Source organism: Halomonas sp. JB37 (assembly GCF_002332255.1).
GTDB classification, from domain to species: Bacteria; Pseudomonadota; Gammaproteobacteria; order Pseudomonadales; family Halomonadaceae; genus Vreelandella; species Vreelandella casei.
In genome coordinates, this window is record NZ_NRGW01000001.1 from 1,292,910 (window position 1) to 1,306,699 (window position 13,790).

The following is a 13,790-nucleotide window of genomic DNA, read 5'->3' on the forward strand; positions in this document are numbered from 1 at the left end:
CGGATAGCCACATCGCCAGCACGAAGGTGCTTGTGAAAAAAAACCCACGCTTAGGCGTGGGTTTTTTGTTTTGTTTTTATGGAAAGTATTTTCAAAAATGCTGCGCTACAGCATTGGAGCAACGTACTGTATGCGCATCATTTTTTGATAAGTGTCATTAAATATCGACGAAAAGCGACGAAAGTGAAGGTAAAATTCAGTTAAACGAGCGTTTTTATTTGAGTTGACGACGCGCTTGAGACGCATAGGTTTTTTCTATATTCTCAAATGACTTATCTACTTTATGTTAACTGGACGCTGACCATGACGGATTCACTTAAGCAGGCTGCTTTGGATTATCACGCTAAACCGATTCCCGGTAAGCTGTCAGTGGAGTTGACCAAACCCACCGCGACTGCGCGAGATTTGGCGCTGGCGTATAGCCCCGGCGTGGCTGAGCCAGTACTTGAAATCGCTAGAGATGCGGAAAATGCTTACCGCTATACCGGCAAGGGGAATCTGGTCGCCGTCATTACCGACGGCAGCGCTATTCTTGGTCTGGGTAATCTTGGACCGCTGGCGAGTAAGCCGGTGATGGAAGGCAAGGGCGTGCTGTTCAAGTGCTTCGCTGGGATCAACTCGGTCGACATCGAGGTTGATGCGGAAAGCCCGCAGGCGTTTATTGATACCGTTGCGCGCATTGCCGATACGTGGGGCGGTATTAACCTTGAAGATATAAAAGCGCCGGAGTGTTTTGAAATTGAGAAGGCGCTTATTGAGCGTTGCAGCATTCCTGTTTTTCACGATGACCAGCACGGTACGGCTATTGTTACCGCAGCGGGCATGCTGAACGCACTGGATATTGCCGGCAAGCGCATTGAAGATGTAAAAATTGTGTGCATGGGCGCTGGCGCTGCCGCTATTGCTTGCATGCGTTTACTCGTCTCCTGTGGCGCTAAGAAAGAAAACCTGGTGATGCTGGACCGCCGTGGCGTTATCCACACTGATCGCGAAGGCATTAACGAATATAAAGCCGAGTTTGCCCGCGATACTGAGATGCGCACTCTTGATGATGCGATCGACGGTGCTGACGTATTTATTGGTCTTTCCGGCCCAGGCCTGCTCTCTGCCGAGCAGGTCAAGAAAATGTCGCCTGATCCGGTGGTGTTTGCCTGCACCAACCCAGACCCCGAGATTCATCCTGACGTTGCCCGTGCGGCGCGCCCAGATGTGATTATGGCCACCGGCCGTTCGGATTTCCCCAATCAGGTCAATAACGTACTCGGCTTTCCGTTTATCTTTCGCGGGGCGTTGGATGTACGTGCCACCCGAATTAATGAAGAAATGAAGCTGGCTGCAGTGCATGCATTGAAGGACTTGGCTCGCGAGCCTGTGCCAGAAGAAGTGCTGAGCGCTTATGAGCTCACTGAGATGAGTTTTGGTCGCGAATACATTATCCCAACGCCTGTGGATATCCGTTTGTTGGCGCGAGTGACATCGGCGGTCGCTCAAGCCGCAGTTGATTCTGGCGTGGCGCGTAAGCCGTTTCCTGCGCATTACCCGCTAACGTCAATCAATGATGTCTATGGCGGCTAAGTCCGGCGCCCTAGCTCTTGCCTGCTCACTTACGCCCGCTTCGCAGCGGGCGTAAGTGTTTCTGAACAGCATCAATTTAGTCTTGCGAGTAGCGCGTTAAGCCTTCTTGAGCCGTGGAGGCGATTAGGCGGCCATCGCGGCTATAAATATGCCCCCGTGCCAGCGCGCGAGCCCCGTCCGCCCATGGCGAGTCGATGACGTAAAGCAGCCAGTCGTCTAAACGGGTGTCCTGGTGTAGCCATAGAGCGTGGTCAAGGCTGGCGATGCGAAGCTTGGGGTCTTTGAATTGGATATCGTGAGGCGCTAGGCTCGTAGTCAGCAGGTTAAAGTCTGAAGCATAAGACAGCAGGTGGCGATGCAGCGCCGGGTCGTCTGGCAGCGTGCCGGCTAGACGAAACCAAAGACATTGTCCTGCCGGCGTGGCGTTGTCGGGATTGCCGGGTAGGTGCAAAAATTCAATCGGATGACCAGGAAAGCGGTCGTGCTTGGCATCGCCGTTGGCAATCAGCGTTTCGGGCGACGGCACATTTGGCATGTTGCGCTGATGGCTGAAGCTAGCTTCTTCGCTTTGAAATGAGGCGCTACAGAAAAAAATCGGCCGCCCTTTCTGTATGGCGGTGACTCGCCGCGTCGTAAAGCTGCCGCCATCGCGAATAGTGTCAACCTGGTAAACAACCGGGCGATGAGGGTCGCCGGGGCGCAGGAAATAGCCGTGCTGAGAGTGCGGGCGGCGCTCGTCTGGCACCGTGCGCGCCGCTGCTGCTAGCGCTTGTCCCAATACTTGGCCGCCATACAGTTGCGGAAAGCCTAGGTCTTGGCTCTGGCCGCGAAATAGCGTTTCTTCAAGGGGCTCAAGCTCTAGTAACTCTACCAGTTTGTTCAGCGCGTCTGTCATTCTCGGTATCCTTGATGCTATTCCAATGTGGTGCTAACTGACTATGATGCTGTCGATGATGGCGAACTACCGCTGCGGTGGGTAAGTCTTTCATCCGAATATTTTGCTACCTTAGCGGAGTTTAGCTTTATGCGCAGCGATGAATTTTACATGCACCGAGCACTTGATCAGGCGCACCTAGCCGCCGCGGCGGGCGAAGTGCCGGTAGGGGCGGTGGTGGTGGATACGCAGGGCGAGATTATCGGCGTCGGCTGCAATGCGCCTATCGCTAGCTGCGATCCTAGCGGTCATGCTGAAGTTCGAGCGCTGCGCGAGGCCGCCAAGCAATTGGGTAACTATCGCCTTGAAGGGTGCACGCTGTTTGTCACCTTAGAGCCCTGCATGATGTGTGCGGGCGCCATGATTCATGCGCGCCTGAACCGCTTGGTTTATGGCGCCGCTGAGCCCCGAGCAGGCATGGTGGAGTCTAAGGCCAACCTATTGGCGCAGCCTTGGTTCAACCACTCAATTGCGGTGTCAGGCGGCGTATTAGCGCCAGCCTCGCAAAAGCTGTTGAAGCATTTTTTTGCCGCGCGAAGAAAGGGGGTCAGTGAATAGAAGGGGGGCAGCGAATGTGCGGCGATTAATCAAGCGGTGGCACGAGCTCAAACAGTAGCAGCGGGTCATCGTTCGCCACCGTTTGTTCTAGCTGAAAAAATTGCTGCCTGCTGCGCTCTACATATTGAATCATTTCGTAGTAACGCCGAATGTTGCGCACGTAGATAACCGGTTCGCCGCCGCGGGCATAGCCGTGTCGCGTTTGGCTGTGCCATTCGCGCTGCTGTAAAAGCGGCAGCGCGGCGCGTACATCGTCCCAGCGATCAGGATTGCCACCGCGTATTTCGACAATTTTTCGAGCGTCATACAAATGGCCCAGGCCCACATTATAGGCGGCCATGGCCATAAATAGGCGGTCATCGCCGGTGATGCTTTCCGGCAGGCGGTCTTTAATGCTGCGCAGGTAGCGAGCGCCGCCATCAATACTTTGTGCCGGGTCGGTGCGATCACTTACGCCCATCTCGCTGGCGGTAGGGTTGGTGAGCATCATTAAGCCTTTTACGCCCGTCGGCGAGACGGCTTCGCGGTCCCAGTGAGATTCCTGATAGCCAACGGCGGCCAGCAGCTTCCAGTCAAATTCCGTCTCCTGAGCAGCCTGCTGAAAGAGTGCGGTGTACTGTGGTAGACGAGAATCTAAATGGTCGAGAAACGTGCGCGTACCGACATACTCTAAATAGTCGTCATGACCAAAGTAGCGGCTGATCAGCCTATCTAACGTGCCATCTTCTTGCAGGCCCTGGAGGAAGCTATTAGCGGCTTCAAGTAGGCCTAGCCCGCGCCCGCTCGGCACGGCCCATGCCATAGAAAGCGGGTCGCCCAGCGTAAAGCCGCGTTCAACATTGGGGAAAAACAGCCGGTTTAAACGAAACTGGTGCTCAAAAATCACCGCGGCATCCAGCGTGCCGTTCTCTACGCGTGCCAGCAGTTCCGCGACCTCTAGCTCATGGGACTCTTTCCAGCTCAGCGTCGGGTAGCGGCGCTGCAGATCGCGTAGCGCATCGCTAGTGCCCGCTTCACTGAGCGTGCCTAGCTCCAAGCCAACTAAGTCGCCGGGTTCTCTAATGCCATTAAGGCCGCGTCGATAAACCACCAACGGCTGCATTTGAATAATCGGGCGGGTGTAGTGAATGCCCGGTGTGTTGGGAAATAGCGGCAGTGCCGCTGCGCCTAAATCGCCGTTTTCACGCACGGCGGGTAGCACACTTTCCGGATGGTGGCTTGCATTCAGGTTAAGGCTTACCCCTAGGTAGTCGGCGAAACGGTGCATCAGCTCATACTCAAAGCCGGTCGGCCCTTGGCGGCCTTCGTAGTACGTCGTAGGGGTATTACGGGTATGGGCGGTAATAAATTCTTTGGCAGTGATTTGCGTCAAATGCTCGCCAGGGGGAACTCTGGGCAGGGTGGGAACCATGACCAAAAATATAATGGCGATTAACGCAAAATAAGCGCTGGCACGGGTTACGAAATGTCGGCAAATCAACGTCAGCATGGCGTCTTGTCGGCATGGAACAGGCGGCCACGATACCCAGCCAGGCTCAAGCTGTCACCTTGTGGATTTCGTGTGGCGGCTGGTTTCCAGTATCATAGGCGTTTTCCGGTGACACAGTTTGGGTTTTTCGATGCCATTATCTAGGTTTCTCGATGCCACAACTGCGACTTTCCGGCACCAAATTAGTACGGTCGCCATGGCGGCCCGGTGATTTCCCTGCTCGAATTTCCCTGCTCTAGAGGCTTCAGGATATGCTCGAACTGCGAGGCGCGCCCGCCCTTTCTGCCTTCCGTCATGCTCGGCTGTTAACGGTGCTGCGTGAACGTGTTCCCGAGGTGGAAGCGCTGTCTGCCCACTATGTTCATTTTATCAACGTTCATTCGAATGACCGTCATGACGAACTGGATGACGCCACTCTTGAGCGCTTAACGCAGCTGCTGGACTATGGCACTCACTCAAGCGTAGAAGTTCCCGAACCTGCCCAGCGCTTTTTAGTGGTGCCGCGGTTGGGCACCCAGTCGCCCTGGTCCTCGAAAGCGACCGATATTGCTCACAACTGTGGGCTGCGCCAAATCAACCGCATCGAGCGCGGCATTGATTATCGCGTAAGCTTCACCGCTTCACCGGACCGGGACAGCATGGCCGCCATTGCGGCACTTTTGCATGACCGCATGACGGAAACCGTGCTGGACGATGCTGCTGCGGCGACCCAGCTCTTTGCCCAGCATGACCCGGCGCCGCTGGGTAGTGTGGATATTTTAGACGGCGGCCGCGAAGCGCTGGCGACGGCCAACCAAGCGTTAGGGCTGGCGCTGGCTGACGATGAAATCGATTACCTGGTGGATGCTTTCAATGAGCTGGGGCGTAATCCCAGCGACGTTGAGCTTATGATGTTTGCGCAAGCTAACTCAGAGCACTGCCGTCACAAAATTTTTAATGCAGACTGGGTCATCGACGGCGAGCCGCAGAGCCACTCGCTGTTCAAAATGATTAAGAACACGTTTGCGTCATCGCCAGACAACGTCCTTTCAGCGTATAGCGACAACGCCGCCGTTATTAAAGGCAGTCAAGCGGGGCGGTTCTTTGCAACGCCGCTAACGGGCGCTGACCAAGAGCGTGCGCTGTACGCCACTCATCAGGAACCGATTCATATCCTGATGAAAGTGGAAACGCACAATCACCCAACGGCAATTGCGCCTTTTCCCGGTGCGGCAACGGGCTCGGGCGGTGAGATCCGTGACGAAGGCGCCACCGGTATCGGCGGGAAACCTAAAGCCGGTCTGTCGGGCTTTACCGTTTCCAACCTGCGGATTCCAGAGTTCGTGCAGCCCTGGGAGGCGTTTGATTACGGCAAGCCCGAACGGATGCAGTCGGCGCTGAATATCATGCTAGAAGGCCCCATTGGCGGGGCGGCGTTTAACAATGAGTTTGGTCGGCCAAACTTGACCGGTTATTTCCGTACTTACGAGCAAGAGTCGCTGAACGACGGCGGCATTGAGCGGCGCGGCTTCCATAAGCCGATTATGCTGGCCGGTGGCTACGGCAACATTCGCGCGCATCACGTGCAGAAAGGCGATATTCCCATTGGCGGTAAGCTGATTGTCATGGGCGGCCCTGCGATGCTGATTGGCTTGGGCGGGGGCGCTGCGTCTAGCATGGCCTCAGGCGTTTCCAGCGCCGACCTGGACTTTGCTTCTGTGCAGCGCGAAAACCCTGAGATTGAACGACGTGCACAGGAAGTTATCGACCGCTGCTGGGCGCTAGGCGACCACAACCCGATTCGCTTTATTCATGACGTTGGCGCCGGTGGGCTTTCTAATGCACTGCCTGAACTGGTAAAAGACGGCAATCGAGGTGGTCGTTTTGATTTACGTGCGGTGCCCAATGCCGAACCGGGTATGAGCCCGCTGGAAATTTGGTGTAATGAAGCGCAGGAGCGCTACGTGCTCGCGGTTGCGCCAGAGGACCTGGACACCTTTGATGCGCTCTGCCAGCGCGAACGCTGCCCTTATGCGGTTGTTGGTGAGGCATTAGAAGCGCATCATCTTGAAGTGCGCGATGGCCACTTCGACAGCAAACCGGTTGATTTGCCGATGAGCGTGCTGTTCGGTAAAGCGCCTAAAATGCAGCGCGAATTTGAGCGCCATGACCCCGTACTCTCGGGCATGATGCTTGATAATCTTGACCTGCGTGAGGCGTTAGACCGCGTGCTGCGCCTGCCCACGGTGGCCTCGAAAAACTTCCTGATTACCATTGGCGATCGCTCAATTACCGGCCAAGTGGCGCGTGATCAAATGGTCGGCCCATGGCAGGTGCCGGTGGCCGATGTGGCTGTCACCACTGCAAGCTTTGATAGCCATGTGGGTGAAGCGATGGCGATGGGTGAGCGCCCGCCGGTGGCGCTGATCAATCCCGCTGCCAGCGCCCGCTTAGCCGTTGCTGAAGCAATTACGAACCTTGCGGCCGCGCCGATTGCTAAGCTCAGCGATATCAAGCTGTCTGCTAACTGGATGAGCGCGGCGGACCATCCTGGTGAAAATCAGGCGCTGTTTGATGCCGTTTACGCGGTCGGCATGGAAATGTGCCCGGCGCTGGGCATTGCCATTCCGGTGGGCAAAGACTCTATGTCCATGCGCACTTCCTGGCAGCATGAGAATGAGCAGGGCGAAGCAGAAGATCGCAGCGTAACCTCGCCGCTTGCGCTGGTTGTGACGGGCTTTGCACCGGTAACGGACGCGCTGGCGACGCTAACGCCGCAGATTAATTTAGATCAAGACGAGTCTGATTTGATTTTGATTGACCTGGGCAACGGCCAAAATCGTTTGGGTGGCTCTGCCTTGGCGCAGGTTTACGGCCAGGTGGGCAACGACTGCCCCGATGTCGACGACCCGGAAGATATTAAGGCCTTCTTCGAGGTTATTCAGGGGCTCAACCGTGACGGTAAGCTCTTGGCTTACCACGACCGCAGCGACGGTGGCTTGATCGTTACGCTGTTAGAAATGGCGTTTGCGGCGCATGCCGGCCTTGAAATCAAGCTTGACTGGATGATCGATGAGCCGGTAGAAGCGCTGAACGCACTGTTCTCTGAAGAGCTGGGGGCAGTCATCCAGGTCAATCGTCAGCATACGGAAGAAGTGCTGGCGCAGTTTGCCGTTGCCGGTATCGAAACGTGCGGCGTCATTGCGCGCCCTCGTTACGATGATCAGGTACGCGTGACGTTGTTTGAAGAGCCGCTGCTGGAAACCACTCGCCAGCTTACCCAGCGCACCTGGGCGGAAACGAGCTATCGTATGCAGGCGCTGCGGGATAATCCTGAGTGCGCCAAAAATGAATTCGATAACCTGCTCGATAGCCGTGATCCGGGGCTTTCTGCTACGCCTACCTTTGATATCAATGATGACATTAGCGCGCCGTTTGTAAATACCGCCAAACCCGCCATGGCCGTGCTGCGTGAGCAGGGCGTTAATGGTCAGGTCGAGATGGCTTGGGCCTTTGATAAAGCAGGGTTCGATGCGGTGGATGTGCACATGAGCGATATCCTTGAAGGGCGGGTCTCGCTTGATGAGTTCAAAGGGCTTGTCGCCTGTGGCGGCTTCTCTTATGGCGATGTTCTCGGCGCTGGGGGCGGCTGGGCAAAATCAGTGCTGTTTAACGAGCGTGCCCGTGAGCAGTTTGCGGCGTTCTTTGCTCGTGACGATAGCTTCTCGCTTGGCGTGTGCAACGGCTGCCAGATGCTGTCGCAGCTGAAAGCGTTAATTCCGGGTGCCGAAAATTGGCCAACCTTTGTGCGCAATGAGTCTGAGCAGTTTGAAGCGCGTGTCTCGATGGTGCGGGTTGAGAAAAGCCCTTCGATTCTGCTGGCCGGTATGGAGGGCTCGAAGCTTCCAATCGCCGTGGCCCATGGGGAAGGGCGTGCGGAGTTCCGTGACAGCGCGCACCTTCGCAGCATGCAGTCGAGCAGCCAAATCGCGCTGCGCTATATCGACAATTACGGCCAGTCGACGACGCGTTATCCGGCTAACCCTAACGGCTCGCCATCGGGGATTACCGGCCTGACCACGCCTGATGGTCGGGTGACTATTATGATGCCGCACCCTGAGCGCGTTGCTCGTGCGGTCACCAACTCTTGGCGCCCGACTGAATGGGTAGACGATGGCGCATGGCTGCGCTTGTTCCGCAATGCACGGGTTTGGCTTGGCTAACGTTTAAGTAGCCTACCCGATAGCATCAAACATAACGGCGGCCTTGAGCCGCCGTTATGCGTTAAACGTAACGTTAATTAACAAGCTGTTTGAAAAAGATGTTTTAAAAAGCTGTTCAGCAATAGTCGTTCAAGAAATAGTTAATTGCAGCAACGTGCTAAGAGCGCTGCTCGTTAGCGGCTATCGGCGCTTCATCGGCTGTCGCCGGTGGCAGGCCAAGCTTGGCCTCAAGCGTTTCAAGCTCGCTACGATAGCGCTCTACCATGTATTCATAGCGGCCAAAATCATGCCCACAATCCATGCAGTAGACGTGGGTTTGGTCACGTCGTGTTGCTGGCAGGCGTTTAAGTCGGCTATTACATTCTGGGCATTCCGGGCTGAAATGGTTGGCGGTCATGGAGAAATCTCTTCTTTTCAGGGGCTCGCTTAGTGGCGGGCAAAGCCCAGCATGAATTAAACATCGTCAATGATAAGATGGGACGAAAGTAGGAATAGTTCACTAGCGGACTAATTAATTTGTCGAACCCTGATTCTTCAACAACGCCCCAGCTGCGTCCTTATCAAAGAGAGGCCGTTAGGCGTGTGGTTGTGCACTTTCGCAGCTCAAGCGATCCTGCCTTATTAGTGCTGCCTACCGGCAGCGGCAAATCGCTGGTGATTGCTGAGCTTGCTCGCTTGGCGCGAGGGCGGGTGCTAGTGCTTGCGCATGTTCGTGAACTGGTCGAGCAGAACCATGCCAAGTACCAAGCCTATGGCTTAAAAGCGGCTATTTTTAGCGCCGGATTAAAACGCAAAGAGGCTGATCGGCAGGTGGTGTTTGGATCGGTACAGTCGGTGGTGCGCAACTTGGAGCGCTTTAGCGACGCTAATTTTACGCTGCTGGTCATTGACGAAAGCCATCGCGTATCGCTCAACGAGGATGCAAGCTACCGTCAGGTAATTGAACATCTGCGTCAGCACAACGCCGAGCTTAAAATCCTTGGTCTAACCGCCACGCCGTATCGGTTGGGGCAGGGGTTTATCTATTATCGTCATCATCACGGCATGGTGCGCGGCAGTGAGGACAGTTTTTTTCGCGACTGCGTCTTTGAGCAGCCGCTTCGTCTGATGGTAAAACAAGGCTATCTTGCTGCGCCTAAGCGCCTGGATATGGCGGTGGAAGGGTACGATTTTTCAGCCCTCAGCCCGTCAGCAAGCGGGATTTTTCCTGAAGAAGCCCTCAATAGGGTCGTTGCCGGCAGCCGTGCCACGCCCGGTATTATTAACGAAGTGATTCAACGCGCCCATGACCGCCAAGGGGTGATGATATTTGCAGCGACAGTGGCGCACGCTGAAGAAATTATGGGCTATTTGCCTCGCTTAGAGGCTGCGCTGATCACTGGTTCCACGCATTCTCAAGACCGGGCTGCGCGAATCAATGCGTTCAAAGCGCGTGAGCTAAAATACCTGGTTAACGTGGCCGTTCTCACCACGGGTTTCGATGCGCCTCATGTCGATCTGATCGCCATTTTGCGGCCGACCGAATCGGTTAGCCTTTATCAGCAGATGGTGGGCAGGGGGTTGCGTTTGTCGCCGGACAAAGTAGATTGCCTGATTCTGGATTACGCTGGCAACCCCTGGGATGTTTTCGCTCCTGAGGTGGGGGAGGCGAAACCAGATAGTGACAGCGAGCCTGTTCAAGTAGAGTGCCCGGCCTGTGGTCATGCCAATCTATATTGGGGTAAGCGTGATGGCAAGGTGGTTATTGAGCACTTTGGCCGCCGCTGCCAAGGGCTTATTGATAATCCTGAGGGGGCGCGCCACCAGTGCGAATTTCGTTTTCGTTTTAAGGTCTGTGATGAGTGCGGTGCTGAAAATGACATCGCTGCCCGTCGCTGCCACGGCTGTGAAAGACTCTTGGTGGATGCCGATGATAAACTCAAAGATGCTCTAAAGCTGAAAGATGCCATGGTGCTGCGGGTGAGCGGCATGCAGTTGGAGTCGACGGCTAACGGCCGTGGCTTGCCGCGCTTAAAAGTTACCTATCACGATGAGGATGGCGCCCATTTGGCCGAATGGTTTGCGTTGGAAACGGCTGCGCAACGACGTGCTTTTTATGCCGCATTTTTGCGCTACCACCTGCGTGCGCCGGGCAATCAATGGCAGCCTGTGAGTGCTGATGAGGTCGTCACTGAGAAGCACCGCTTACGCCATCCTGATTTTGTCGTCGGGCGCAAAGTTGGTCGCCATTTCCAGGTGCGCGAGAAGCTGTTTGACTATGCCGGTCGTTATCGCAAAGCGAGCGATGCGGACTAATACGCTTGCCTTTACCTCTAATAGAGCGACGCGAATGCTGCCAACTTTGCTAAACTGTGCATTGATACTAATACCCCTTTTTCAAGAGACCCGACCCGCGTGAGCGAGACGCCAAGTGCACCTGACGATCTAAACAAGCTTGATGCACCGCCTATTGAGCCAGCGGAGCCCTCGCTTGGGCGCCTGTTTGATGAGCAGATCACCCAGCTGCCAGAAGATCTGTATATTCCTCCTGAAGCGTTACGGGTCTTTTTAGAGACCTTTGAAGGCCCACTAGATTTACTGCTCTATCTCATTCGGCGTCAGAACCTCGATATTCTGACCATCAATGTGGCGACCATCACCCACCAGTACATTGAGTACGTTGAGCTGATGAAGGCCATGGAGATTGAGCTGGCCGGTGAGTATCTATTGATGGCCGCCATGCTGGCTGAGATTAAATCGCGTACGCTTCTGCCGCGCCCGCCCAAGGCTGAAGGTGACGACGAAGAAGATCCGCGCGCGGAACTCATCCGTCGCCTGCAGGAGTATGAGCGCCTCAAAGAGGCAGCAGAAACGCTAGATACGTTGCCGCGTATGGGCCGCGATTGGTTCAGCGTGCAGGCTGGACTCCCGCCGCTTGAAGCCCGCGTGATTCATCCTGAGGTCGAGTTGGACGAGTTGCTAAGTGCTCTGTCCGATATCCTTAAGCGTGCCGAGCTAGTTCAGGCTCATCAGATTAGCCGTGAGGTATTGTCTACTCGCGAGCGAATGCTGAAGATTATGGCGCAGCTAAGCCAAGATGCCGCCAGCCAGCGCTATACCCCTTTTGAAGCGCTATTTGCCCTGGAAGAAGGGCGCCCCGGCGTGGTGGTGACCTTTATGGCGATTTTGGAGCTAGCCAAAGAAGCCATGATTGAAATTGTTCAGAATGCGCCACTTTCGCCGATTCATGTGCGTGCTCGGCTTGCCGCCCTGGCTGATGGCGAGGAGAGTGCCTTTGAAGAGGGCGATATAGCGATAGAAGACAGCGTCTATTCAGAGTCTGCCTTTGAATCTGACGAGGAGCCACCATGAATAACGCGCCCACCGGGCTAGACGAGATAGTAGAAGCGGCGCTTTTAGCCGCTGGCGAGCCGTTACCGCTAGAACGTTTACAAACACTTTTTGTTAGCGGCGAATGCCCATCTCCGCGCGAGTTTCGTCAAGTGCTCGAACGGCTTCAACAGCGCCATTCGCAAGGTGCACTGGAGTTGTTAGAAACGGTTTCGGGTTATCAGCTGCGTATTCGTCCACGCCTGTCGCAGTGGGTGTCGCGACTTTGGGATGAGCGCCCTCAGCGTTATTCACGTGCCTTGCTGGAAACGCTGGCGTTGATTGCTTATCGTCAGCCGGTCACCCGAGGCGATATTGAAGAGATCCGCGGGGTCAGCGTGAGCAGCTCTATCATGCGGACCTTGATGGAGCGGGGTTGGATTCGAGTGGTTGGCCACAGAGACGTGCCAGGGCGACCGGCTGTTTACGCCACCACACGCAGCTTTTTAGATGATTTTGGTTTGAAAACACTCGATGCCTTGCCACCGATGCACACTCTGGCTAATTGGGATGATAGCGAGCTGCCTGAAAAGTCTTCTGACGTCGCTCCTGCAGGGCTAGACGAAACGCTTAAAACGGTGCAGGATGCGCCACCCAAAGTGGATGAGATAGCCACTGCTGAGATCACCAAGGCTGAAATAGCCGATACGCACGCCGAGACGGCGTTAACCCAGCCGCTGAGCTTTGCCGATCTTGAAGCCCGGCTAGCGGCACGTGCGCAACGCGTTAACGACGATGATAGCGCGCGCACGCAGACTAACGATGTGAGGTCAGATGACCATGAGTCAGAATGATACGACGACGCCCCCAGCTGGCGAAAAGCTGCAAAAAGTTTTAGCCCGCGCAGGCCTTGGCTCGCGGCGTGAAATGGAAACGGCGATTTCCGATGGCCGCGTTAAAGTGAATGGCAAGGTGGCTAAGCTGGGTGATCGCGTTGAAGCGCGAAATAGTGTCAGTTTTGACGATCGACCGGTAACGCTGCGCTCGGAAGAGGAAGTGCCGCGTCGAGTGATCATGTATAACAAGCCGGAAGGTGAGCTGTGCACTCGCAAAGACCCTGAGGGTCGACGTACCGTATTTGACCGCTTGCCGCGCTTAAAAGGCGAGCGTTGGGTAGCGGTTGGTCGCTTGGATATCAACACCAGCGGTTTACTGCTCTTTACGACGGATGGCGAACTAGCCAACCGGCTGATGCATCCCTCCACCCAGGTAGAGCGCGAATATGCGGTCCGCGTGATGGGTGAGGTGAAGCGCGAGCATATCTTGGCGATGGCCGATGGTGTCATGTTGGAAGATGGTCCCGCTCGCTTTACCGATATACAAGAGTTTGGCGGTGAGGGGATCAATACTTGGTTCCACGTCGTCATTCTTGAGGGGCGTAACCGCGAAGTGCGTCGTTTGTGGGAGTCCCAGGCGCTGACGGTTAGCCGTCTGAAGCGTGTGCGCTATGGCAACATTTTTATTGATAAGCGCGCCAAAGCCGGCGAATGGATTGAGCTTACTCAGGGTGAGGTAGATGACTTATCCACCTTAGCCGGTTTGGAAACCCGTAAAGTACCCGTGTTAACGCCGGACGAGAAGAATCGCTGGAATCGCGATAAGCATAAGCGCAAACCAGTACAAACAATGCGTAAGCCTAAGAGCCGCTGAGCAAGAAAAAGAG

10 protein-coding genes are annotated in these 13,790 nt (G+C 55.4%); 7 read left to right on the plus strand and 3 right to left on the minus strand.

Annotation, left to right across the window (positions count from 1 at the left end; genetic code table 11):
• The first annotated feature begins 303 nt into the window (after positions 1-303).
• On the plus strand, positions 304-1,575 hold the full coding sequence (locus CIK78_RS06050; RefSeq protein WP_096282287.1) for a malic enzyme-like NAD(P)-binding protein: 1,272 nt from the start codon (positions 304-306) through the stop codon (positions 1,573-1,575).
• A 76-nt stretch (positions 1,576-1,651) separates the two neighbouring features.
• Here the strand turns inward: CIK78_RS06050 and CIK78_RS06055 are convergent, their stop codons facing one another.
• Complete coding sequence (locus CIK78_RS06055; RefSeq protein WP_096278192.1) at positions 1,652-2,470, minus strand: acyl-CoA thioesterase II; 819 nt, start codon at positions 2,468-2,470, stop codon at positions 1,652-1,654.
• A 129-nt stretch (positions 2,471-2,599) separates the two neighbouring features.
• Between CIK78_RS06055 and tadA the strand changes: the two genes are divergently transcribed.
• A complete protein-coding gene (gene tadA / locus CIK78_RS06060; protein ID WP_096282288.1) occupies positions 2,600-3,067 on the plus strand; it encodes a tRNA adenosine(34) deaminase TadA in 468 nt (155 codons plus the stop codon).
• A gap of 25 nt (positions 3,068-3,092) precedes the next feature.
• Here tadA and mltF read toward each other — a convergent pair whose 3' ends face one another.
• Positions 3,093-4,556, minus strand: a complete 1,464-nt coding sequence (gene mltF, locus CIK78_RS06065; RefSeq protein WP_096278194.1) for a membrane-bound lytic murein transglycosylase MltF — start codon at positions 4,554-4,556, stop codon at positions 3,093-3,095.
• A 251-nt stretch (positions 4,557-4,807) separates the two neighbouring features.
• On the opposite strand from mltF, the gene purL reads away from it, so the two are divergent.
• Positions 4,808-8,758, plus strand: a complete 3,951-nt coding sequence (gene purL, locus CIK78_RS06070) for a phosphoribosylformylglycinamidine synthase (RefSeq protein WP_096278196.1) — start codon at positions 4,808-4,810, stop codon at positions 8,756-8,758.
• 157 nt (positions 8,759-8,915) lie between these two features.
• Here purL and CIK78_RS06075 read toward each other — a convergent pair whose 3' ends face one another.
• Positions 8,916-9,155 (minus strand): hypothetical protein, encoded by a 240-nt coding sequence (locus CIK78_RS06075; protein WP_096278198.1) that lies wholly within the window; start codon positions 9,153-9,155, stop codon positions 8,916-8,918.
• Between the two features lie 152 nt (positions 9,156-9,307).
• Here CIK78_RS06075 and CIK78_RS06080 point away from each other — a divergent pair, with 152 nt between their 5' ends.
• The 4 genes from CIK78_RS06080 to rluB all read left to right on the plus strand — a co-directional run bounded on the left by CIK78_RS06080 (position 9,308) and on the right by rluB (position 13,777).
• Positions 9,308-11,053 carry a DEAD/DEAH box helicase gene (locus tag CIK78_RS06080; RefSeq protein ID WP_255249121.1) on the plus strand — a complete coding sequence of 582 codons (1,746 nt, stop codon included), beginning with the start codon at positions 9,308-9,310 and terminating at the stop codon, positions 11,051-11,053.
• Positions 11,054-11,152: 99 nt separating this feature from the next.
• Positions 11,153-12,109 carry a ScpA family protein gene (locus tag CIK78_RS06085; RefSeq protein ID WP_096278203.1) on the plus strand — a complete coding sequence of 319 codons (957 nt, stop codon included), beginning with the start codon at positions 11,153-11,155 and terminating at the stop codon, positions 12,107-12,109.
• Positions 12,106-12,921 (plus strand): SMC-Scp complex subunit ScpB, encoded by an 816-nt coding sequence (gene scpB, locus CIK78_RS06090; protein ID WP_096278205.1) that lies wholly within the window; start codon positions 12,106-12,108, stop codon positions 12,919-12,921. The genes CIK78_RS06085 and scpB overlap by 4 nt, the downstream gene beginning before the upstream one ends.
• Entirely contained in the window at positions 12,908-13,777 is an 870-nt protein-coding gene (gene rluB / locus CIK78_RS06095) for a 23S rRNA pseudouridine(2605) synthase RluB (RefSeq protein WP_096282289.1), read from the plus strand. The genes scpB and rluB overlap by 14 nt, the downstream gene beginning before the upstream one ends.
• Positions 13,778-13,790: the final 13 nt, after the last annotated feature.